At 51.0% G+C, this 22739-nt stretch carries 20 protein-coding genes; 6 read left to right on the forward strand and 14 right to left on the reverse strand.

The window, feature by feature from the left end; all coding sequences use genetic code 11:
• Positions 1-32: 32 nt before the first annotated feature.
• From D4L85_RS34950 to D4L85_RS28580, 6 genes are all read right to left on the reverse strand, one after another.
• Entirely contained in the window at positions 33-1316 is a 1284-nt protein-coding gene (locus D4L85_RS34950) for an efflux RND transporter permease subunit (RefSeq protein WP_119757508.1), read from the reverse strand.
• A gap of 139 nt (positions 1317-1455) precedes the next feature.
• A complete protein-coding gene (locus D4L85_RS28560) occupies positions 1456-1863 on the reverse strand; it encodes an HYC_CC_PP family protein (RefSeq protein WP_160144063.1) in 408 nt (135 codons plus the stop codon).
• A gap of 182 nt (positions 1864-2045) precedes the next feature.
• Positions 2046-2249, reverse strand: coding sequence for a heavy-metal-associated domain-containing protein (locus D4L85_RS28565; protein WP_119757510.1), 204 nt, complete (start codon positions 2247-2249; stop codon positions 2046-2048).
• Between the two features lie 89 nt (positions 2250-2338).
• Positions 2339-4585, reverse strand: a complete 2247-nt coding sequence (locus D4L85_RS28570; protein WP_119757511.1) for a heavy metal translocating P-type ATPase — start codon at positions 4583-4585, stop codon at positions 2339-2341.
• Between the two features lie 139 nt (positions 4586-4724).
• Positions 4725-6977 carry an ABC transporter permease gene (locus tag D4L85_RS28575; RefSeq protein WP_160144064.1) on the reverse strand — a complete coding sequence of 751 codons (2253 nt, stop codon included), beginning with the start codon at positions 6975-6977 and terminating at the stop codon, positions 4725-4727.
• 590 nt (positions 6978-7567) lie between these two features.
• On the reverse strand, positions 7568-8143 hold the full coding sequence (locus D4L85_RS28580; protein ID WP_119758983.1) for a helix-turn-helix domain-containing protein: 576 nt from the start codon (positions 8141-8143) through the stop codon (positions 7568-7570).
• A 122-nt stretch (positions 8144-8265) separates the two neighbouring features.
• Between D4L85_RS28580 and D4L85_RS28585 the strand changes: the two genes are divergently transcribed.
• The 6 genes from D4L85_RS28585 to D4L85_RS28610 all read left to right on the forward strand — a co-directional run bounded on the left by D4L85_RS28585 (position 8266) and on the right by D4L85_RS28610 (position 15203).
• The gene (locus D4L85_RS28585) at positions 8266-9036 is read left to right on the forward strand and encodes a class I SAM-dependent methyltransferase (protein ID WP_119757513.1); all 771 of its coding nucleotides are present in this window, start codon (positions 8266-8268) and stop codon (positions 9034-9036) included.
• Positions 9037-9068: 32 nt separating this feature from the next.
• Positions 9069-9893, forward strand: a complete 825-nt coding sequence (gene lgt / locus D4L85_RS28590) for a prolipoprotein diacylglyceryl transferase (RefSeq protein ID WP_228450662.1) — start codon at positions 9069-9071, stop codon at positions 9891-9893.
• A gap of 22 nt (positions 9894-9915) precedes the next feature.
• Positions 9916-10305, forward strand: coding sequence for an acyl-CoA thioesterase (locus D4L85_RS28595; protein WP_119757514.1), 390 nt, complete (start codon positions 9916-9918; stop codon positions 10303-10305).
• A gap of 353 nt (positions 10306-10658) precedes the next feature.
• Positions 10659-12017, forward strand: coding sequence for an amidohydrolase family protein (locus D4L85_RS28600; RefSeq protein WP_119757515.1), 1359 nt, complete (start codon positions 10659-10661; stop codon positions 12015-12017).
• Positions 12014-12910, forward strand: a complete 897-nt coding sequence (locus D4L85_RS28605) for an aldo/keto reductase (RefSeq protein WP_228450663.1) — start codon at positions 12014-12016, stop codon at positions 12908-12910. The genes D4L85_RS28600 and D4L85_RS28605 overlap by 4 nt, the downstream gene beginning before the upstream one ends.
• Positions 12911-13334: 424 nt before the next feature.
• Entirely contained in the window at positions 13335-15203 is a 1869-nt protein-coding gene (locus D4L85_RS28610; protein ID WP_119757516.1) for a gamma-glutamyltransferase family protein, read from the forward strand.
• 144 nt (positions 15204-15347) lie between these two features.
• On the opposite strand, the gene D4L85_RS28615 is transcribed toward D4L85_RS28610, so the two are convergent.
• The 8 genes from D4L85_RS28615 to D4L85_RS28655 all read right to left on the reverse strand — a co-directional run bounded on the left by D4L85_RS28615 (position 15348) and on the right by D4L85_RS28655 (position 22734).
• Positions 15348-15950, reverse strand: a complete 603-nt coding sequence (locus tag D4L85_RS28615; protein ID WP_228450664.1) for a gluconate 2-dehydrogenase subunit 3 family protein — start codon at positions 15948-15950, stop codon at positions 15348-15350.
• 24 nt (positions 15951-15974) lie between these two features.
• A complete protein-coding gene (locus D4L85_RS28620) occupies positions 15975-17678 on the reverse strand; it encodes a GMC oxidoreductase (RefSeq protein ID WP_119757517.1) in 1704 nt (567 codons plus the stop codon).
• Between the two features lie 230 nt (positions 17679-17908).
• Entirely contained in the window at positions 17909-18259 is a 351-nt protein-coding gene (locus D4L85_RS28625) for a hypothetical protein (protein ID WP_119757518.1), read from the reverse strand.
• Between the two features lie 460 nt (positions 18260-18719).
• Positions 18720-19220: a suppressor of fused domain protein gene (locus D4L85_RS28635; protein ID WP_160144065.1), complete on the reverse strand. Its 501-nt coding sequence runs from the start codon at positions 19218-19220 to the stop codon at positions 18720-18722.
• A 326-nt stretch (positions 19221-19546) separates the two neighbouring features.
• Entirely contained in the window at positions 19547-20341 is a 795-nt protein-coding gene (locus tag D4L85_RS28640; protein ID WP_119757521.1) for a toxin-antitoxin system YwqK family antitoxin, read from the reverse strand.
• Positions 20342-20835: 494 nt separating this feature from the next.
• Positions 20836-21027, reverse strand: a complete 192-nt coding sequence (locus D4L85_RS35170; RefSeq protein ID WP_418219839.1) for an RHS repeat-associated core domain-containing protein — start codon at positions 21025-21027, stop codon at positions 20836-20838.
• 137 nt (positions 21028-21164) lie between these two features.
• The gene (locus D4L85_RS28650) at positions 21165-21737 is read right to left on the reverse strand and encodes a DUF922 domain-containing protein (RefSeq protein WP_119757522.1); all 573 of its coding nucleotides are present in this window, start codon (positions 21735-21737) and stop codon (positions 21165-21167) included.
• Positions 21738-21741: 4 nt separating this feature from the next.
• Positions 21742-22734, reverse strand: coding sequence for an RHS repeat-associated core domain-containing protein (locus D4L85_RS28655; RefSeq protein WP_119757523.1), 993 nt, complete (start codon positions 22732-22734; stop codon positions 21742-21744).
• Between the last annotated feature and the right edge of the window lie 5 nt (positions 22735-22739).

A 22739-nucleotide genomic window follows, 5' to 3' on the forward strand; every position in this document is an offset into this window, starting at 1 on the left:
AAGCTCTGCATTTTACTTTGCGTCTTTGCGGTTTAATTTTCTTCCGGATTCAGCTCCTCAAAACGGTGCGATAGATGCTTGTAAGCATTTTCCGCCATAATGATCCCATTATCCACAATCACCCCAATCGCCAACGCCACTCCCGTCAGCGACATGATGTTGGACGTAATATCAAAAGCATTCAAAAGAATAAAGCTCGCCGCCAACGTCACCGGTATCTGAATGAGAATGCTCGCCGCACTCCGCCAATGAAACAAGAAGATCAACACCACCAGCGACACCACGATCATTTCCTCCATCAGCGTCTTCTTCACCGACGACACCGACTCCTCGATGAGCTGGCTCCGGTCATACACCACATTGAACTTCACTCCCTCCGGAAATCCTTTCGACACCTCCTCCATCTTCTGCTTCACCCGCCCGATCACCTCATCCGCATTCTCGCCATAGCGCATCACGACGATGCCCCCCACAGCTTCTCCCTCACCATTCAAATCGAAAATCCCCAACCGCGTCTCTCCCGACGTCTGTACCGCCGCCACGTCGCGGATGCTCACCGGCACCGTGTTCACCGTCTTCACGGGAATGTTCTCGATCTCTTCGATGGATTGCAGATAGCCAGAGGTTTTGATGATGTAGCCGATGTCGCTCATCTCAAACTTGCGCCCACCGGTCTCGTTGTTGTTGGCCCGCACGGCCTGGATCACGTCTTGTACCGACAGGTTGTAGTACGCAAGCTTCGTAGGATTGAGGCTTACTTGATATTGTTTTTGAAAACCACCGAAGGAGGCAATCTCACTCACGCCGGGCACGGTTTGCAGGGCGAACTTCACATACCAATCCTGCAGCGCCCGCTGCTCACCCAAGTCCATGCCGGGTGCGGTGAAGGTATACCAGAGAATATGCCCTACCCCGGTGCCATCGGGACCCAATGTGGGCGTAGCACCTTCCGGCAACAAACGGGCGGCATAGTTCAGACGCTCCAACACGCGCTCGCGGGCCCAGTAGATATCGGTGTCATCCTGAAAGATGACATAGACGAAACTCATACCAAACATCGATGTGCCCCGCACATATTTGATCTGGGGCAGCCCTTGCAGGTTGGTGACCAACGGGTAGGTCACCTGGTCTTCGATGATCTGCGGACTGCGGCCCATCCACTCGGTGAAGACGATGACCTGGTTCTCCGAAACATCGGGGATCGCATCGATCTTGTTTACCCTGACGGCCTGAACACCCCAGACCAACAACCCGGCCGCCACCAGCAACACCAGGAACCTGTTCCGCAAGGACAGGGAGATTATTTTTTCAATCATGATTGAAAATGTAAAAGGAATTGAAATAATAAGGAGATATGTACCGGGCATGCCGGTCACATCAGCCCTCCTTCGCTAAAGCTCCCGTCTTCGCTAAAGCTACGACGGGCAAGTCGGAGGGCCAGAAGATCAGATCAGATCAAATGAGAAAAACCCGCAGCGAAACGGTGCGGTCTGTCGATCGCAAAGGTGGATCGTAAAAATAAAAGGAGATGCGCGCTATGGGCGCCGTAGGAATGATCTCAGCTATCAGCACAGGGGGCTGTTCGATGTCCATCGCAGGTGCGTGGCCAACATGGTATTCAGAAAGTGTATGTTTAAAGCCCTGCCCTTCATGCACCACCGTCTCGTCTTCGCAGCATGGCTTCTGAAGTTGGCGGTGACACGGAGGCATCTGCTTCTCCATCTCACACTTTTCAGCTTTCGTAAGCAAAGCCATGTGTTGCACCTGCCCGCCACACCGGTGTATACCCACGATGAAGCTGCTGGAGGAGATAAACACCAGCAGACTAAAGGTGATGGCCGATATGAAACGAATGGCTTTCATGACAATGGCTACAAAGATAATGTTTTTTTTAATATGAATGATAGGGCCCACGCGAAGCGCCTTTGTGTCAACTTTGCGTGCCCACCGATTGCCCGTGTCGTAGCTTTAGCGAAGACGGGAGCTTTAATGGACGAGGGCGTCCTTAGCGCCTTTCCGTGCTTAGCGAAGGTGAGGCGGTTAAATCACTGCATCCTCTCCCCCGCATACCCAGCTTTCTTCAAGGCCTCCAGGACCTTCTGTTCCTCCCCGTCGACACTAAGGATCTTCGCAGGATTCTCAATATCCACCTTCCAATTCCCAACCCCCACAGCCTCATCCAAATGCGGCGTCACTTTCGCCACACATCCCATACATTTTATATTCGTCTTGAATTTCGAAGTTTCCATATATTTTTTGATTTGATTCTCTACACAAATAAACGCAACCCCTCCACCCCAGGTGTTTCAGAATTACGGAAAAGGTTTACATAATTCCATCAGATCTTCGCCGCCTTCAATCGAAGGCTATTCGCAACCACGCTCACCGAACTCAACGCCATCGCCGCTCCCGCGATCATCGGATCCAACAAAAATCCATTCACCGGAAACAACACCCCCGCCGCCAGCGGAATGCCAATGACGTTATAGACAAACGCCCAAAACAAATTCTGCCGAATGCCCCGCACCGTTTTCGTGGAGAGATTTAGCGCCTTCGGAACATAAGCCAGGTCGGATGTGATCAGCGTCATCTTCGCCACATCCATAGCGATGTCGGAGCCTTTTCCCATGGCGATGCTCACATCGGCCTGGGCCAGGGCTTGCGAGTCGTTGATGCCGTCGCCCACCATGGCCACGATCTTTCCCTTCAGCTGCAACGTCTTGATGAAGTCGGCTTTCTCGGAGGGAAGCACCCCTGCGCGATACGATGCTATGCCGGCCTGGCGTGCTACTGCCGCTGCAGTCTGTTCGTTGTCGCCGGTGAGCATGAACACGTCGATGCCTTTTGCCTGGAGAGCTTTTATGGCACTGGCTGCCGTCGGTTTGATGGTGTCGGCAATGGCGGCTGCGCCCAGCACCTGATTTTGGTTTGCGAAATACACCACTGTGTGGGCTTCGGCTTGCCAACGGGAGGCCGCAGCGTCCACCGATGCGGTGACAGCGATGTTATTTTCTTCCAGCAACTTTTTGTTCCCCACATAATAAACATCCTTTCCCGCTGCGGCTTTGACACCACGACCGGTGAGGCTTTCAAACGAGTCGATCGCATATGGTTCGGCGCCGGCATCTTTCAACCATTGGACCACCGCTCCCGCCAAGGGATGTTCCGATCGCGACTCGATGGTGTACAACAGATCGCGATAGCCGTTGGTTTGCTTTACGCCTCCATCCCAAACCAAGTCTTTCACGGCCGGCTTGCCTTCCGTGATGGTTCCCGTTTTATCGAGTACGATGGCGTTGACACGATGGGCCAGTTCCAGGCTCTCGGCATCTTTGATCAGGATATTATTTTCCGCCCCCTTGCCTACGCCCACCATGATGGCCGTTGGCGTGGCCAATCCCAAGGCACAAGGACAAGCAATGACCAGCACTGTGACCGACGTGAGCAGGGCGTGTGTGAAGGCCTGCTCTCCACCCCAAACCATCCAGGCGCCGAAGGTGAGCAACGCGATGGCCAACACCACGGGCACAAAGACACCGGCGATTTTATCGACCTGCTTTTGCACCGGGGCCTTGCTGCCCTGCGCCTCCTGCACCCGCCTGATGATGTGGGCCAGGAAGGTATCGGCTCCGACCTTTTCGGCATCGAACGTGAAGCTTCCTTTTTGGTTTAGGGTGCCCGCATACACTTTGTCGCCGGTGCGCTTCTCCACGGCCACGGGCTCGCCGGTGATCATGCTCTCATCGACAAACGAAGAGCCGGAAAGCACGGCGCCGTCTACGGGGATCTTTTCGCCCGGACGCACCACGATGGTGTTTCCAATTTTCACCGCTGCGATCGGCACGTCTTGTTCTGTGCCTTCGGTGATGACCCGCACCGTTGTCGGTTGCAGGCCCATCAGTTTTTTCAGTGCGGACGAAGTGTTGGACTTCGCCCGTTCTTCCAGCAGTTTGCCCAGCGAAACGAAAACCACCACAACGGCGGCGGCTTCAAAATAGACGTGGGCATGGAGCCCGCGTGCGTGCCAAAATTCAGGGAAGAATGTATTGAAGGCGCTAAAGAAAAATGCAATGCCCGTGCTCAGGGCCACCAACGTATCCATGTTTGCCTTCTCATGCCGGGCCTGCTTCCAGGCGTTGACAAAGAAATGGCGGCCAAAATAGAATACCACGGGTGCTGAAAGCAGCAAAGAAATATAGTTCCCATACGGCAGATCCATAAAGAACATGCCGATGATCACCACCGGCAACGCCAGCGCCGCTGACCCGATCGTGCGAAATTTGATCGCCTCATAGTGTTTACGCTGGGCCTCTTCTTTAACCGCTTGTGGGTCTTCTACATTGACGACGAGGTCGTAGCCAATGGACTGCACCGCTTTCTGCAGCGCTGCCGGCGAAGTGCGTTGTGCATCGAACTCAACCCAGGCCGACTGGTTGGCAAAGTTCACCCCGGCATCGTTCACACCCGGCGCTGTTTTCAAAATCGATTCCACGCTGACGGCACACGCCGCACAGGTCATTTCCAATACCGGAAAGGATTCGCGCGTGAGCTTGCCTGCTTTTATGTTTAAGGTCTGTTCTGCCATGGTTAAAGTATCCCAGGATTTACCTTCAAAGGATACTACAACATTACAGGGAAAGCCGGGTTTTAGTTTTACACAATTGCCGCTTTGATTTATAGAATTACACGGAAGTGCCGGCTAATTCAGAAAAGGGCGAGGATTTTCAATCCTTCAACGCCGACGTGAGATCGGCGCGGTTCAAGCTCAGGGCCTGGAAGCCGCAAATGGCACTGATGACGACCACACAATAAAGGATGGGGAACAGCGGATCGGTCCAGGAAAAGTGCGTGGCGTACACAAACGTTCGGAGCAATTCTTTCAGTACGATGAACGTGAATGGACCAAAGATCAACATGGCGATCAGCATTTGGCGGGCAAACTCCCGGATGAGCAACTGTGTGATCTTCAAACTACTGGCACCGAATAGCTTGCGGATGGCAATCTGTTTTAGTTTATCGCGAACAATGCTCACACTCAAACCGTAGATGGCACAACAGGACAGAATGCCCGAGATGATGGCCAGGATTTCCGATAATGTATTGAGCCGGTCCTGGTAGGTCAACCACTCCTCAAAACGTTTGTTCAGGAAAGTGATCCGGGCCTTCCCGGTTTCATTTTCAAATTGAGTTGACAGAAATGCTACCGTTCTCCGGATGTCTACCTCCAAGATCCGGACGCAGAGAAAATTATAGTGGAGGTAGGACGCCACATTTATCTTCACCGGTTTTTCGGGCTGATCGAATTCGTCGCTCAGTCCCTCAAAGACACCGATCGCGAGGTGCCGGTCACTCAACAATTGCTTTCCCTTTTTATTGACCACCACCACCGAATCGCCATCGTTGGCCCGGAACCAATTTCCTTCGGTCATGTTCAGGTTAAAAAAATCTTTGAACATCGGGTCGACCGACATGATGTAAAATTCTGAATTCAATTCCTTGCTGCTGATCCTGTTGGGCAACTGCGACGTGGCGATCACGTCGACAATGTTTGGGTTGTATTTTTTCCAGCCTGCCCGCATGCTTCGCAGCCCTTCGTCGGTCAGGTCTTTGGGATAGGAGAGGTAGACCACCTGGTCGTGGTTCCGGCCGGGTTCTTTGAGCAGCGAATAGTTTACCTGGCGGCGGATGACCATGGAGGCCACGATGAGAAAGATGCTGATGCCCAACTGCAGGAAGGTGATGACCCGCTTGAAGCGCGGAAACGTGATGGGTGCCGTGCCCAGAAGCCGGCTTGGGGTGGCCTGTGTGAACCGGAAGGTCATGAAAAGTGGGGCGATGCCGAGAATCAAGGACAATGCTGCGATGATGACGATCAACATCCTGTCGAAGCCCAGGAACAGCGCGATCAGATCCATTCCCAACAACCTTTCGATTGCTGGTGATGCAATCGCCAAACCCACTAACCCCAAGACTAGTGAAATGCCCACCAAAGAAAACGACTCCTTTCCAAACGCCATCAATAAGGTCCAGTGGCTTGTGCCGGCGAGCTTTTTCACGGCCAACTCTTTTGAGCGGTGGGGCAAGGTGAGGGTGGTGAGATTGACAAAGCTGGTGAGTGCCAAAAAGAATATCAAGCCGGAAATACAGATCAGGATGATGATGCTGTAGTGGTCGCCGTGTTTCACGTCCTCTCCCATCACGCGGGGTCCGAAATAGATGTCGGCAATGGGCTGGCAACGGTAGGTCACATCGTCCGATTTGGGTTGCTCGTTTATGAGCTTTTCTACTTGCAGCAACGCGCGCGACCTGCCATAGGCGATGTGATCCTTCGGATTGAAGCCCAGGGTTTGGACGGAAGGGTCATCGAAGCGGATAAGCGTATTGAATTCCGTGTGCGCATTTTTTGGAAAGTCCTTGTAAACCGCTGCCACGCGATAGACCAGTGTGTCGCCCACGGCGCTGATCTTCATTTCCCGTCCCCGCACTTCCACGCCTCCAAAATACTCCTGTGCAGCCGATGAAGAGAGTATAACGCTTCGGGTGTGCGTCTTAAAATCCGACAGCGCGCCGTTTATGATGCTGAAGGAAAAGATATCGGTAAGCTCCGCGTCTGCTGCGTGTATCTTTTGATCGCGAAAGGTCTTGCCTGCGGCACCGATACTTATCTCTTCCATGCCCTTCACGCGCGCCACGATCAACCGATCGCCAGCTTTAGCCTTGATGCGCGTCAGGACTTCGGTTGGGATTCGGTTGGAGAGACGGTTGCCGCTGTAGTCCTCCTTGTTGTTTCTTTGCAGGATCCGGAAAATAGCGTGGTCGTCATCATGGAACCGGTCGTAGCCAAATTCATTTATTGAAAAAAGAATGATGAGTGTCGAGCACGCAAAGGCAATGGCCAGGGAAACGATCTTCAACCCGTAGGCCTCGCGGTTCTTGGCGATGATCCGCAGAAATAGACGGCCTTGCAAAGTTGTCATGGGCATAATGCCTGGCGCATAAGTGGATGATCTACGTCCTTACACGACAACCGCTATTCAATACTCATACCACATTAAAACCGAGTTGTGGCTTCCCCATGGACAACATCCATGGCCAAGCTGTCCGTCTGCGCAGTCTTTTGTCCGTGAACGGACTATGTTGTGGCATTTGGTGATTGCCGTGCTGGTCGCCGCCAGTTGTCCCGACTTATCCATGCCTTATACCCGAGATTGACTGGGGATTGACCTGAGATTGACCTTACGTTGACACGGTATCACAACGGTATCACAACGGTTTCAATACGGAAGATGGTGCAATCATTTGCAGTTATCAACCAGCTTCGCCATGCGTAAATATAATATAGTGAAAGGCCAATCGCGAAGAAAATTCGGCAGGACAGTTGGCGCCTGATAGAACAACGCTACTTTTTCGACTTGCGTATTATATCATTCTCTCTTCCCCCGTTAAACTTGCCTGTCACCCGGCCAGGGATAGTAGTGGAAAGCCCGAAGTGCGGTGGGTGGTGCGTGGCCGGACTTGGAGCGGATAGCCCGACCCGAGGCTTCCGAGGGGGCCGCCTGAATAAAATTTAATGGACGGTGTCCAACGGCTTGCGCGGATGTTCGATGGCGCGGGATTTTTTGAGCTCGGAAGGTGTGAGCCCCGTCAGCTTTTTGAATTGCGCGCTGAGGTGCGCCACGCTGCTGTAGCCCAGCTTGTCGGCAATCTCGCTGAGGGTGAGCTCATCGTAGAAAAGCAATTCCTTGACGCGCTCAATTTTCTGACGGATGATGTATTGTTCCAGTGTAATGCCTTCCATCGACGAGAAGAGGTTGCTGAGGTAGTTGTATTCGTAGTGCGCTTCGTCGGCCAACACTTTGGACCAATTGAATTTGCGGCTCACGCGGTCGGTGTGGTGGATCTTTTGGATGATGGTGTTCTTCACGTGCTCGATGATGCGGGCCTTGCGATCGTCGATGCGCTCGAAGCCGTTTTTGGTGAGGGCGGCATCAAGTTGTTTCTGCTGCTCTTCCGAGAGGCTGGTCTCCTTCAGTGCCACCTCGCCCAGTGTGATCTTCTCGGGATGCAGGCCCAGGCTTTTCAATTCCTGTTCCACCACCGTGATGCAGCGGTTGCAAACCATATTTTTGACGTGTATTGTCATGCGCGTAAAGATAAAGAAGCCGGACGAACCGTCCCTCATCCTAAACCAATACCCTACACGAAATAGTTCTCGCATTGCAACTCCTTTTGGCAATCGCTATTTTAGTCAACCAAAAAAACGCCATGCCCCGCATACAGGCCTTCGAATTTGAGGACTTCCCCTGGTTTCCCGCTTTCATCCGCAACTACATGACCGATTTCCTTCAATTCCTGGCCAATGCATCGGATTTCTTCAAACCGGTGGTACCCGTCATTGAAAAAGCGTTGGCGCACAGCAAGACCAACACGATTGTAGACCTGGCCTCAGGAGGCGGCGGGGGTCTGGTGCGGCTGAGCAAGTACCTGGTGGCCTCCCACCCCGACCTGAAGATCGTCCTCACCGATTTCTATCCCAACCTGGATGCCTTCCGGCACATCACGGAGAAACGCCCGTGCTTTCGCTATGTCGAGGATCCTGTTAATGCGCTGGCTGTGCCGCGAGATCTTGTGGGTTTGCGCACCCAGTTCCTGTCCTTCCATCATTTCGCGCCCATCCAAGCCCGGCAGATCCTTCAAAATGCCGTTGACAACGGAAGCCCTATCGGCATCTTTGAGGCCCAGGAACGAAGCCTGCCCAGCCTGCTGGCTATGTTCGTTTCGCCGATCACGGTTTTGATCACCACGCCTTTTATCCGACCGTTTCGCGCAGGCAGGATCATTTTTACGTACCTCGTGCCGCTCGTTCCGCTGTTCATTTGGTGGGATGGTATCGTCTCGGCGCTTCGCACCTATTCCGTGGACGAGATGCAGGCCCTGGTGGATGGCGTGCGTGGCCAGGAGACCTATGCCTGGGAGATCAAACGCGTAAAATCCGGGCCTGGGGTGGTGTTGTATCTGGTGGGCTGGAAAAAATAGCGGAACCCCTGGAGAATATGTACTTTTGAACCATGACCATACTGACCTACATCGTCTGGGACATGAACCCGGACATCACCACGATTCCCTTTCTCGGCATTCCCCTGCGCTGGTATGGCGTGCTGTTCGCACTGGGTTTTATGTTAGGCCAATTTATCATGTCTTTTATTTATCGCCGCGAAGGCAAACCCTCCGGCGACGTGGATTCACTGACGATCTACGTCATCGTAGCCACGCTGCTTGGCGCCCGGCTGGGGCATGTGTTGTTTTATGATCCGGCCTACTATTTCGCAAACCCTTCAAAGATCTTCGCCACCTGGGAAGGTGGGTTGGCCAGTCACGGCGCGGGTATCGGTTTGTTCATCGGACTGTACTTGTTTGCGCGCAAAACAAAGGTGCCCTATCTATGGATCCTGGATCGCGTCGCCATTATAACATGTCTCGCGGGATGCCTCATTCGTCTGGGCAACCTGACCAATTCCGAAATGGTAGGCATTCCGACCGACTTGCCCTGGGCGTTTATTTTCCCCTTAGTCGACAACGTGCCGCGCCACCCTGCACAATTGTATGAGGCCATCTATTGCTTCATGCTTTTTGTATTTCTATTCTGGATGTGGTATAAACGTCGTGACCAATTAAAAAACGGTTTTCTCTTTGCGTGGTTCCTCATCATTCTTTTCAGTCTCCGTTTTATTGATGAGTTCTTCAAGATCAACCAGGTAGAATTCGAAGATCAGATGATCCTCAACATGGGCCAGCTCTTAAGCATCCCGCTCGTACTGACAGGCATCATCATCCTGATCGTCATCCGCACCAAAAAAGAAAAGGTGGCCACGTTACACGGCGATGCCGCCTGATCCCGCAGACCCATAAACGACCATGTCCGCCGAAAATCCCTTTGCCCACCCGCTCACCGTCACCCCCGCCGACATCGACGAGATGGGCCATGTGAACAACGTAGTCTATGTACGCTGGGTCCAGGAAGTTGCCGCCGCCCATTGGCACGCGCTCGCATCCGCGGAACTGAAAGCCAAATACGCCTGGGTAGTCTTACGCCACGAGATCGACTACAAAAATCCCGCCTTCCTGAACGACGAGGTGACCGGCTACACCTGGGTCGGCGAACACCACGGCGCCCGCTTCGACCGCTACGTCACCATCAAAGCCCGCGGCAAAACCCTGGCCGAAGCCAAAACCACCTGGTGCCTACTGGACGCCAAAGCCATGCGCCCCACCCGAGTATCCGACGACATCACCACGTTGCTCTAATCCGCTTTTGTTGATGCGATCGCCCCCGCCTTTGTTGGTGTTCTTCACCAACAAATTTCCTTCCCCCCGCACAAATCGTGGCCGCCATTTGATGCCTTCATCAACAAAATTTCTCATCCACATTAAAGTGCACCCATCACCCTTTTGTTGGTGTCCCACCAACAAAAAATTCCTTCCCCCCACATCATTCACACCCGCCCCCGCCAAACCATCCCACACCAACGCCCCTACACACAACCTCCATCCCACCCCTCCCAAAAATCCTCACCATCACCCACCCCAATCCCCACCCATCACCCCACTATTTCTTTCCACCCCCACAGATCGTAACTTCACACAAACCTTCCCCCATCATGAAAACACTCCTCGCCCTACTCCTTGGTGTGCTCATCACCCTCATCACCCAAGCCCAACAACTCGTCGACTCCCACCAACGCGAGATCGTCATCCGCCACGTGAACGTAGTGCCGATGGACAAAGAACAAGTGTTGGTAAATCAAACCGTAGTCATCAAGAACGGCACCATCACCGCGCTGAGCCCCAACGCGAAATACAGCAAAGACGCCCTCGTGGTCGATGCCAAAGGCAAATACCTCATGCCCGGTCTGGCCGAAATGCACGCCCACGTGCCTCCCATCGACGACCTGGAACCGATGAAGGATGTGCTCTTCTTGTTTGCCGCCAACGGTATCACTACCATCCGCGGCATGCTGGGCCATCCCAAACACCTTGTTCTTCGCGATATGGTCAACAGCGGCGAAGTGCTGGGCCCTCATTTTTACACGACCGGACCTTCCTTCAACGGCCTCTCCGTCAAGACACCCGAGGCTGCCGAAGCCATGGTACGCAGCCAGCAGAAAGACGGCTATGATTTTCTAAAGCTTCACCCGGGGCTTAACCGGGAGACTTTCCCGGCGATCGTGTCTACAGCCAAAGAGGTGGGCATTCCGTTCGTAGGCCACGTGTCGTATGGCGTGGGCATCTGGCGCGCCATTGACGCCGACTACTCCACGATCGATCACCTCGACGGTTTTGTGGAAGGTCTTGTCCCCGGCATCGACACCATTCCCGAAACACACGCCGGATTGTTTGCGCTATACATTGCTCCCCGCGCCGACACCACCCAAATCCCGCGGCTCACAAAAGGATTGAAAGATCATCACATCTGGGTAGTCCCCACACAGTCGCTCGCCGAGCGTTGGTTTGCGCCGGCGTTTACCGTGGAGAAATTCAAAGGCGATCCCGAAAACAAATATTTGAAACCGGAAACGATCAACAGTTGGATCGAAGCCAAGAACAATTTGCTCAACAACCCGCGCTATAGTGCGGCAGGCGTGGATCAGCTCATATCGCTGCGGCGACGTATCATTCGTGATTGTCATAACGCCGGCGTGGGGTTGCTGCTGGGAAGTGACGCACCACAGGTTTTTAATGTGCCCGGATTCTCCGCACACAACGAGCTTCGTTATATTGTCAAAAGTGGTCTTTCGCCGTATGAGGCGTTGAAGACAGGCACGGTGAATGTGGCGACCTACCTGAACCTGCCCAATTCCGGTGTGATCAAGCAAGGTGCGATCGCCGATCTTGTGTTGATCAGCGGCAATCCATTGAAAGATATTTCACAAACCCGAAATGTAGAAGGCGTTATGTTGAACGGGCGATGGCTGTCGAAAGAGTATATCGAGGCAGGATTGAAGAAGCTTGTGAAATGATGCAATACAATCCACTCGGCACATCCGACCTCAGCGTGAGCGAAGTAAGCTTTGGCTGCATGTCGTTAGGGAGCGACGATGCTGCCAATGCGCAGCTTCTTCATCGGGCACACGATGAAGGGATCAACTATTTCGACACGGCGGATATTTATCACAAAGGTCAGAACGAGATCACCGTTGGCAAAGCGCTCGCCGGCCGCCGCGATAAAGTGATCATCGCTACGAAAGCAGGAAATGTGTGGAGAGCCGATGGCAGCGGACTGGACTGGAATCCTTCGAAGGAACATATTCTTAAATCGGCCGAGCAAAGTTTAAAGCGGTTGCGCACCGATTATATCGATCTCTATCAACTTCACGGCGGCACCATCCTCGATCCGATCGATGAAACCATTGAAGCATTTGAGATCCTGGTCTCCCACGGAAAGATCCGCTACTACGGGATCTCGTCCATCCGCCCGAATGTGATCCGCGAATATGTGGAGCGGTCTAATATCGTGAGCGTGATGATGCAGTATAGTTTGCTGGACCGGCGACCGGAAGAAGAATGCCTGGAGTTGTTGCATAAGAATTCCATCAGTGTGTTGGTGCGGGGAAGCCTGGCCAGCGGACTGCTGATCGATAAGCCGGCAAAATCATATCTCAATTATCCAGAACAGGATGTGACAAAGCTCGTGCAGGCGATGAAAAACGTGAGTCAATCGAAACGGTCGCTTACTGAAATTGCGTTAAACTTCGCGCTGGCTCCGGATGCGGTTGCTTCGGCGGTTGTGGGAATGCGAACGGAGAAGCAATTGAACGATGTCTTGGAAGCGGCTTCAACCCTTCCGCTTACGGCGCGTGAGTTGGATGCGTTGCAGGTGATTCCGGTGAATACTTATCAGGATCATCGTTGAGGCAGATGTACTTGTTGGTGTCTCATCGACAACCCCGCCCTTGTTGGTGTTCTTCACCAACAAGAATCGCCTCCACCCAACACTCCCGAAGCGAACTGTGGCTTCCAGCCATCATTACCGACATACATTTTGTCGAGAGCATCATTTAAAGACACGTGCCGTCAAATTTTGTTGGTGAAGAACACCAACAAAGGCGAGCCATCAACTCTTGTTGGTGAAGAACACCAACAAGGGCGGCAGGACACTTGCCGTCAATTTTGTTAGTGAAGAACATCAACAAAGGCGAGGGCGACGGGCGGTGAATATTGGACTACGGGATGGGCGCGGTGCACTCGTTCCCATCATCAATCCCCAGCATTTTTGACCAACGGTCTGTTTTCGTCCCGGCTTCCCCGTATCTTTCTATTCATTATCCTAAACCACCATGAAAAAGATCGCTTACTACCTGGTTGTCGTAACGCTCTGTGCGACAATGCAGACAAACGCCCAAAGCTTTAATGCGCGCCCGGGCGGAACACAAAAACCGGTGTTGCATGGCAGCCATTGGATGGCCATCACCGGCAAGCCGCTGGCCGCTACGGCCGGCGCCATGACCTTTCAGAAAGGCGGCAACGCCGTCGATGCGGCCTGCGCCATGCTGGCCGCCACCTGCACCATGTGGGACGTGCTGAGCTGGGGTGGAGAAACACAGGCCCTCATCTATAATCCCAAGACCGGCAAAGTGATCGGCATCAATGCACTGGGTGTTGCTCCCACCGGTGCCACACCCGAGTTCTTCAAAGGCAAGGGCATGAACTATCCTCCCGAATACGGACCCCTCGCCGCCGTGACCCCCGGCACCCCCGGTGGGCTCTGCACCATGCTGGCCGAATACGGCACCATGAGCCTGAAGGACGTCCTCGCTCCCGCGATGACCCTGGCCGAAGGCTATCCCATCGAAGCCCAGACCGCCAACAGCATGGAGCGCGGCAAAGACCGCATCAAAGAGTGGCCCTATTCGAAAGCCGTCTTCCTCCCACACCTGGGCCAGGAACGCGAAGCCCCCGCCGCCGGCGAGATCTTCCGCCAAGCCGACCTGCTGGAGACCCTCAAGAAAATGGTGGACGCCGAACAACAAGCATTGAAAAAAGGTAAGACCCGGAAGGAAGCCATCTATGCTGCCTACGACCGCTTCTATAAAGGCGACATCGCCAAAGAATTCGTGCGCGGTGCACAAGAACAAGGCGGCCTCATCACCACGAATGACCTGGCCAACTGGAAAGTGAAAACCGAAGAGCCGCTGAAAGTAAACTACAAGGGCATCGACGTCTACAAACTCTCGCAGTGGACGCAAGGCCCTGCCCTGTTGCAGTCGCTGAACATCCTGGAGAACTTCGACCTGAAGGCGATGGGCTTCAACTCCACGCGTTACATCCACACGCTCTATCAAACCATGAACCTGGCCTTTGCCGATCGTGACTTTTATTACGGCGATCCGGCCGTAGCCCCCGAAGAGCCCATCCAAGGCCTGCTCTCGAAAGCCTACGCCAAGGAGCGCGCCAAGTCCATTCGCTGGGACAAGAACGACGCCAAGGCCGGCCCCGGCGACCCCTACCCTTTCGAAGGCAAGATCAATCCCTACCAAGACTATTTGAAGCAATGGGGACAAGCCAACCTCAACAAACCCGTATCGCCTTTGGACGATCGCTATCTCGAACAATTCTTGTTGGGCACCACCTCGGTGGAAGCCGCCGACAAAGAAGGTTGGGTAGTGTCGATCACGCCTAGCGGCGGATGGTTGCCGGCGTGTATCGCAGGCAAGACCGGCGTGGGCATGAGCCAACGCATGCAAAGCTTTGTGACCGACCCGAAACTGAATCCCTTCAACGTAGTGGCACCCGGCAAACAACCCCGCGTGACGCTTACGCCGACGATGGCCTTGAAAGATGGCAAGCCCTACTTGTCGTTTGCTGTGCAGGGTGGCGATTCCCAGGATCAGAATCTTTTGCAGTTCTTTCTCAACGTTGTCGAGTTTGGAATGAATGTGCAAGAAGCTGCAGAGGCACCGAACATCAACACCTATCAAATGTATCTCTCGCTTGGCGGCGAAGATCGTAAGCCAAAGCCGGGCGCGATATTGCTGCAGTCGGCTACGCCGGAGTTTACACGGAAGGAATTATTTGAGATGGGATATAAACTTTCTTTTGATGACCGTACTTCGGGGCCTATCAATGCGATCTATATCGACTGGACGCATGGAAGCTTTTGGGGTGGGTCGAGCAATCATGGTGAGGACTACGGCATCGGCTGGTAACCATAAAGAATCTTAAATTCAAACTCCTGAGAAAAAGCAAACCATTGCTCATCCCTTCCGGAGTTTTTTTTGATACAAAAAAAAGCGCAGAGATAAAGGAAGCCTTCATCTCTGCGCATGTTTTTTTATCCTGTAACCCGAAGACTAGGTTGCCCAGGTCTTTCCGTTTCCGGCTTCTTTCAAAGGAATACAACCTTTATAAGCGCCAGGCACAGCTTCGTACTGTAGCACTTGCGTGGCGCCGGGTTGAGATGTGAAGAAGCCCAACAAAGTCAACTCTTTCGTAAAGAGAATGAACGAACGCTTCGGCGCAGGCTTGCCCGGTTCTGGTTTCTTGCGATTTCTTTCTTCTTCGACCGCCGCATCGTGGATCTTCTTCACGAAGGCCGCCTGCTGCTCCGGCTTCAGCTCGATGAACGGATCACCGTATTCTTTTTCAGCGGCCTCCTCGAATTCTTTCAGACCCTTGCTGTAGTGCTCTTGCGTCTCCTGGTCGTACGCGTCTTTCAACATCAGGTCGATGAAGGCGGGCACGCCCGTCTCTTTCGCACCGGGAGTATCGGTCTTGGGAATGATGATCTCTGCCACCGTGGCAACCAGGGAGCCCTGGGGTTCGGTAAGGAACACGGGCTTCCAGTCGATGGTGGGCTTGGCGGCGCAGCCTTTCAATACAGCCATGATGGTGGGAGCCGATACGACCCCGCCCATGATCCAGGCTGTGCGCTTTAATGCTTCTCTACGATCCATAGTATTGTCAGATTACAGATTCGATTAAATATTTTGCTTCTTCAATTCGTTTACGGCATGATCCACAGCACGCGCCGTGAAGGCCATGTAGCCCAGCGAAGGGTTGTGGCAAGCCGATGAGGCCATGAACGAGCCATCGGTGACGTACACGTTCTTGCAGGCATGCACCTGGTTGAACTTGTTGAGCACCGACGTCTTGGGATCTTTGCCCATGCGGGCCGTTCCCATCTCGTGGATGCCGAGGCCGATGCCGATCTCGCGATCATAGGGCGTCACGTTCTTGAAGCCTGCTTCGGTCAGCATCTCCACAGCATCGCCGGCCATGTCTTTGCGCATCTTCAATTCGTTCTCGCGCAGGATGGCGTCGAAGGTGAGTGTAGGCAGACCGTGTTTGTCTTTCACTTCTTTGTTGATGACCACGTGGTTGGCGTGGTTGGGCAAGATCTCGCCGAAGCCACCCATGCCCACAGTCCATTTGCCCGGTGTAGTCACAGCCTCTTTCAGCGCAACACCCAGCGACAATTCTTTTATCTGGTCGGCCCAACCCTGGCGGCTGGCGCTGCCCTGGTAGCCAAAGCCACGGATATAGTCACGCTTCTCGCCGCCATAGTTCCGGTAGCGAGGGATATAGAAGCCGTTGGCGCGGCGTCCAAAGTAATATTGGTCTTCATAGCCTTCTACTTCAGCACGGGCACCCACGCTCAAGTGGTGGTCCATGATGTTGTGGCCGAGTTCGCCGCTGTCGTTACCAAAACCATTGGGGAAACGGTTGGAGATCGAGTTCAGCATGATGAAGGTCGAGCCGAAGGTCGAAGCACAAAGGAAGATCACTTTAGCAAAGTATTCTACTTGCTCACCGGTCTCAGCGTCGAGCACTTTCACGCCGGTGGCTTTGCCTTTCTTCTCGTCGTAGATCAATTCGTGTACGACCGAGTTAGGGCGCAACGTCATGTTGCCTGTTTTTTCCGCTGCCGGCAATGTAGACGAGTTGCTGCTAAAATAGCCGCCATAGGGACATCCGCGCGAGCACAGGTTTCTGTACTGACAGGTTCCCCGTTGCGGGCTATGCGGTAGCGGCGCCGTGGCATGGGCCACGCGGCCGATGGTGACCAGGCGGCCAAATTTATCTTTTACGGATTTTTTGAGGTCGCGCTCCACGCAGTTCAGCTCCATGGGAGGCAGGAACTTGCCGTCGGGCAACTGGGGGATGTTTTCCACCTGGCCGCTCACGCCGATAAAGGACTCGACGTAGTCATACCAGGGTTCGATTTCTTTATAACGCAGGGGCCAGTCCACCGCGATGCCGTCTTTGGCGTTGGCTTCGAAGTCGAGGTCGCTGAGGCGATAGCTTTGGCGGCCCCACATGATGGAGCGTCCGCCCACATGGTAACCCCTCATCCAGTCGAAGCGGTTCACCTCGGTGTAGGGGTTTTCGAGGTCGTTTACAAACCAGTGTTTTGTGCTTTGGGAGATAGTGTAGCCGGTGCGGGCTTGTTTGGCCTGTTGCTTCAGATCCTCCTGCGTAGGTTTGCCGGCGTAGGGCAATTGCCAGGGGTCTTTGGTGGCCGTGGGATAGTCGGGGTGTTTCACCATCCGACCCCGTTCCAGCACCAGGGTTTTCAATCCTTTTTCGGTGAGCTCTTTTGCTGCCCACCCGCCACTGATACCCGTGCCCACCACGATGGCATCGAAAGTATTCTGCTTGTCAGCGTCGATATTCAGGTTCATACTCCATAGAAAGTTTGCCTAAAATTATACTATTCAAACGATTTAGGAAGGAAATTATATGGGCGGTTGGAGAATATTGTGTGGGGGTGGAGGAAATGGAGATGAATATGTTGAACGGAAAAACACTTTATTAAAAGACTGACGCTCAAATGGATAAAACCACCATGCATGGGGTTTGTTCTAAGGCTAGCAATCATCCATGTGCAGTTGACCTGCAGATTTTAAATTTTTCACTTTTGTTGCGCAACGCGATGACCAATCTTAAATCTGTAAATCACAAGCAACAAAACAATTAGCGTGACCACAATTCCGTAAACCCACAGAACTGAATAGTAGAAACTCATCAACTGTACCTGCTGGAGATCAATGTTCTCCTTTTCCTCTTCCTGTAGCTGCTCCAATCGCTGGCGGATTTCAGGATTCAGCTCCTCAGGAAGAACCCGGATCACTTCTTCACGCTTTTGAATAAGGTCCCTCAGATGACTTTTGTCCCATCTGTATTGACTCATGAAATAATCTAATCTCGCAAACAAGACGATACCTGCCAAGAACAGTATTCCGAATATAATTTTGTTTTTCATTGGTTCTCTTGACGCTTAGTTGACATCACCAGGGACTGGGATCATCCTCCTTTCTATACTCGTATTCCGGGTTATTTAATACCTTCCTTTTTATATCAGAAAATATCTTGGTCACAATTGAGCTCTCATACTGATATTCCCTGAAAACAAGAATAATGCCCTCGCAAACACAATCCAAATAGCTACTCAGGACATTCTCACTACCAATCACTTTTTCATACGGTATCCATAGCGTATAATCTACCATTTTGTGTTTTTTGCTAATGGACGGCCCCTGAATTGACAAATCCGTTTTACTTTTTTTTGTAGAGATCACGACACCAAGAGAAATGGCTCGCCCTTCACAACAACTTGCTGACTTTCCTTCGGCAAACGTGCTTGCATTTCGTCAATGATAAGATCACCTATCTTATAGGAAATAGAAAACACAACGCCTTCTTCCATATATATTGTTCCGTATCTAAAACTCATAGACTATCTTCCTCCGACTCATTGTGAAAAATCGCGAATGCGCCTCTAAACAATAATCGAAATTTGCGACTTCAAATTTACGTTCCAATTCATAGACACCGCGATCCATTTTAAATTTCAATTCTTGTTTTGTAATGGGTATTAACCAATAGAATTTAATAGTCTTATCTCCCCAATCTTCATTTTCCAAGCCTGGCCCGTCCAAATAGGGCAAGGATATAAAACCATACTCACATTTGGAACTATTTTGCCATGGTTGACCAAAATTGACAGTATGATGCAAATCTAATTTCTCTCCGCTCTTATGATAAAACGCCACGGCGGTAAGAATTTCGACTAAATTTTCATCTGCTTTTTTAGAGAAGATATGCAATTCAATGGGAGCATCATCCATTTCTGTTGACATTCCACACGTTGCATAGGTCCACATTTTACGGTTAACTGTGGGCTCAAACTCTAACGCACGAAAATCGGGATATAGCTTTTCCATTGGCCCCTTCTTCCATTGTTTCGGGTTACACTTAGCCTTCCAAAAGGCCGTGTAGTGCGCCTCGATTGATTGTACATATCCCATAACTAGTTCATCGGCATTTCACTGGTAGCGCAAATTATCGTTCGGATTGCACCGTACTGGATCATTAAAGCAACAAAATTGTTGCCTGATCGAATCCTCGCGCAGATACATGTTGTAAGCTAGTCCAAATTGGATAATGGTCATCCTGTAATTCCTTTCCGTTGTACTGATAGTGATTGCAAGTCGATCCTTCTCTCCTGTTCGAGTTGTAAGTAAGCCCAAACGGATAATACTCCTTTTAGTTAAACCCTGGCCTGAGGTTTTACGAACAAGAAAACCTTATCGCCGCAGCCGTCTGCTGAAAGCGTATCACCCGGCACGGGAACATGCCTCGGCATAATCAAAAATTCTTGCTTACCTGGGTGTTGAAACTTTAGCTTAAACAAAAAAATATTTTTCAAAGAATCACGCTCTAATTCGATTTGAGGAGCATCTGCAGACTCAAGGCTTTCAAAGTCAAAATTTATCTCGCCCGTTAGCTGGAAGCCAAATCTAATTGAAATCAAACAATCTTCGTTGACATTGATAGAGTCATTTTTTATTTTGATAACGGGCACCGCCCTGCTATAAATTTTACGCCCCAAAGAATCCCAGTTCATTATGTAAATTACATTCCCTAAGCTATCAAAAAGCTGTCGAGTAATAATCTTTCCGTTAAAATAGTACCAATCTTCGCGATCTACCTTTATATCATTCCTAAAAAATGCAATGGATAGTAGATCTCCTTTTTCGTTGTATTTTTTAAGGGATCCATTGCGCATATTGTCTTTCCATTCACATGACTGTTTCAAACTTCCACTTTCATAGAAGGCCTCCTCCATGCCATTTTTTCTTCCAGCCTTTTGTGATCCCTGAATGGCCAACTTACCGGATGGGTAAAAGTATCTATAGATACCTTGTGGTTTTCCATCAAAGATCTCAACCCGTGACTTAACCACACCATTAGGGTAGTAACTAACCTCCTCCTTTCTTGCACAACCTATGATTGTTGTTTGCGCAATGAGAATTGAGAGAATATATCTTTGACTTATCTTCATTTATTTTGCGGAAAAGATCAATTCGAGGTCCCTTCTTTTTATTGACAACTTTCTTCAACCGGTTTTCCTTCATACGAACCGGGCTGGACCCAAAATGTCGAAGCTTTCTTTAGAATCATCGATTCTTTTTATAGTAGGATCCCATACCGTATCAGCAAGTGTATATACCTCCCTATTGACATCCGATTTGCCAGCTGTACTCTTCTTTTGTCCGTCTCCCTCAGTGATATTCACAATTTTTCGTCATTCTTTTCCCTGTTTGGCATTCGGATTAAACGGTGCCTCATTATTTTCACCAATCGGATCAATGTCACTTGTTGTCCTTGGGTTACTTTGATTCTCATCAACCGGCTTAAACTCGGGGCTTTTAGGTTTTGTGGTTGCGTCTTTGATCTCCTTATATTACGGACTTGACGTCATTTACGAAGCTATTCCATGCTCCTTGCACTTTCTTGATTTCTTGAGGACCGTAGGAGGATTCAAGACCTTCAAGTTCAACATGTGCGATAACTTTGTTTTCGCTGAAAGCATATGGCGATGTCATCAGACTCCATACCGTCAGGATCAATAAATCTAATAGGACTGTTCAATGCGTAATTGTAAGGAGTCGATCTTCTACTTTTTTCACTGAGTGGATCGACCACTCCCCATCTACCGATATCAGACATATACATCCGGCGCCCCATAATCTAGCCAACCGAGATCAAGTTCATCTTGCAGCTCCTTGCCGTTGTATTGGTAATTCTGTTTAACGCTGTTTTCACGCTGATAGGAGTTGCAAGTAAGTCCGAAGGGATAATAATCTAGGCTGGGTCCAAGCAGTTCATTCGCAATCCGCAGGCGTAGATGCATATTCTTTTAACTTCTTCAACTCTTCACATACTTTCTTTTTCCAGCTGGCTTGAGATTCAGCAATGATTCCGTGTGCGGTATCCTTATCATAGGCTGCCTGCATGTCTGCGCATTCCTGATATAGCTTTTGAATAACTGGGTCGAATGATTCCCCTGTCGGATCTGGCGCTGCCTGTATGGCTTTTCTTAATTTTCGAGCAAGAAGTTCCGTTAGATCAAAATGCAACTGTTCATGAGCTAATAAATAGTCGGCAGTATCTGTTTTCCATGACTTATATCTTTGAAAAATTGATTTTACACGATAGCTAAATGCATTATTTTTTTCAACAAGAATCGGCTCTACTCTAACCCAACTCTGCGCGCGGATGTACAAATTATTTCCATTACCGGGCGCTTTACCTTTAAAGTCCGTCCATCTCAATTTATCGGTATCGCTCCAACATTTTAGACTGTCGGTGTCTTGCGAAAACAGGTCCGATGAAATATGCGTAACAAAAACTACCGCCATCAACCTTAACATTATCATATCGCGCAGGGTCATCATTGAATTAGGGGTTTGTCAATATAAACGTGGCACTCATATTTCCTCCCGTTTTGCCAATTTCTCCTGGAGTAGCTTTCAACTGTGAGGCTGGGATTCCCGCAGCCCTCAAAGCATCATAAATTGCCTGAGCTCGGCTTGATGTTAGTTCTTTCTGGTGCTTCTCAAAAAGCCAGCTCGGTTCGGCATTAACGTTTCCTTTTATTTCCAGATGAAGGTTGGAAGAGCTCTTTAAAGTAATATTCAATTCGTTTATAAGCTTGTCGTTAGCCGGTGTACTATAAAGACTGGATTTGTCAGCTTCGAATTGATATGCATCAAACACCAGTGTACCATGAGGCTTAACGTCAAACGGTGGTCGTGGATCAGGTTGTTTCCTTTTTTCCGGTTCCTCACGCTTGCGCAGAGGAGGCTTAGGCTTTGCCTTGTATATCGGGCCTGGCGGAATGTATACCACTGCCGACTCCTCTTCGGGCTCTTCAGGCTCTTCAACAATGGGTTGCGGCGGCAGAGGTGCAGGCTGAGTTGTTGATATTGGAGGCGGTTTCGGCAAGCCGAAATTATACGGAACTGGTTTGCCCTTACTTCTAGCTACGGGTTTTACATACTCCTGATTGCCCGCTGCTCTGGTGCCGATCAATCTTCCGATACCAAAAAATGCCTTGATTCTTTGCCAGACGGTTGGCGAAAGACCAGTTGGGTCTCCATACAAAACTGGATTGTTCTCTGCAAAATCATACGGACTAATTCCCGAGAAGAAGTCTGTCAATGGGTCGATTTGTAAAAAACGTCCAATCGCTGGGTCGTAGGTACGGAAAAGAGTTGAATACCAACCAAGATTTAAGTCAGTCTGTAATTCAGAACCTCCATTGAATAGACGTCTATTTTGAACGGAGTTCTCCCGTGAGTACGAGTTAAAGGCAAGCCCAAAGGGATAGTAATCATCCTGCTGCACCACCGGAGACTTAACATGCTCCACCTTAAAATCGTCAAAGAACACCTCTA

It is taken from the genome of Chryseolinea soli (genome assembly GCF_003589925.1).
Lineage (GTDB): Bacteria > Bacteroidota > Bacteroidia > Cytophagales > Cyclobacteriaceae > Chryseolinea > Chryseolinea soli.

Coding starts and splice junctions, on each gene's coding strand:
- D4L85_RS28620 (WP_119757517.1), bottom strand. CDS start 17,678: ATGAACCTGAATATCGACGCTGACAAGCAGAATACTTTCGATGCCATC.
- D4L85_RS28565 (WP_119757510.1), bottom strand. CDS start 2,249: ATGGAAACTTCGAAATTCAAGACGAATATAAAATGTATGGGATGTGTG.
- D4L85_RS28610 (WP_119757516.1), top strand. CDS start 13,335: ATGAAAAAGATCGCTTACTACCTGGTTGTCGTAACGCTCTGTGCGACA.
- D4L85_RS34950 (WP_119757508.1), bottom strand. CDS start 1,316: ATGATTGAAAAAATAATCTCCCTGTCCTTGCGGAACAGGTTCCTGGTG.
- D4L85_RS28580 (WP_119758983.1), bottom strand. CDS start 8,143: ATGACAATACACGTCAAAAATATGGTTTGCAACCGCTGCATCACGGTG.
- D4L85_RS35170 (WP_418219839.1), bottom strand. CDS start 21,027: ATGGGGCGCCGGATGTATATGTCTGATATCGGTAGATGGGGAGTGGTC.
- D4L85_RS28570 (WP_119757511.1), bottom strand. CDS start 4,585: ATGGCAGAACAGACCTTAAACATAAAAGCAGGCAAGCTCACGCGCGAA.
- D4L85_RS28625 (WP_119757518.1), bottom strand. CDS start 18,259: ATGAAAAACAAAATTATATTCGGAATACTGTTCTTGGCAGGTATCGTC.
- D4L85_RS28650 (WP_119757522.1), bottom strand. CDS start 21,737: ATGATGACCCTGCGCGATATGATAATGTTAAGGTTGATGGCGGTAGTT.
- D4L85_RS28635 (WP_160144065.1), bottom strand. CDS start 19,220: ATGGAAAAGCTATATCCCGATTTTCGTGCGTTAGAGTTTGAGCCCACA.
- D4L85_RS28595 (WP_119757514.1), top strand. CDS start 9,916: ATGTCCGCCGAAAATCCCTTTGCCCACCCGCTCACCGTCACCCCCGCC.
- D4L85_RS28560 (WP_160144063.1), bottom strand. CDS start 1,863: ATGAAAGCCATTCGTTTCATATCGGCCATCACCTTTAGTCTGCTGGTG.
- D4L85_RS28605 (WP_228450663.1), top strand. CDS start 12,014: ATGATGCAATACAATCCACTCGGCACATCCGACCTCAGCGTGAGCGAA.
- D4L85_RS28640 (WP_119757521.1), bottom strand. CDS start 20,341: ATGAAGATAAGTCAAAGATATATTCTCTCAATTCTCATTGCGCAAACA.
- lgt (WP_228450662.1), top strand. CDS start 9,069: ATGACCATACTGACCTACATCGTCTGGGACATGAACCCGGACATCACC.
- D4L85_RS28585 (WP_119757513.1), top strand. CDS start 8,266: ATGCCCCGCATACAGGCCTTCGAATTTGAGGACTTCCCCTGGTTTCCC.
- D4L85_RS28575 (WP_160144064.1), bottom strand. CDS start 6,977: ATGACAACTTTGCAAGGCCGTCTATTTCTGCGGATCATCGCCAAGAAC.
- D4L85_RS28600 (WP_119757515.1), top strand. CDS start 10,659: ATGAAAACACTCCTCGCCCTACTCCTTGGTGTGCTCATCACCCTCATC.
- D4L85_RS28615 (WP_228450664.1), bottom strand. CDS start 15,950: ATGGATCGTAGAGAAGCATTAAAGCGCACAGCCTGGATCATGGGCGGG.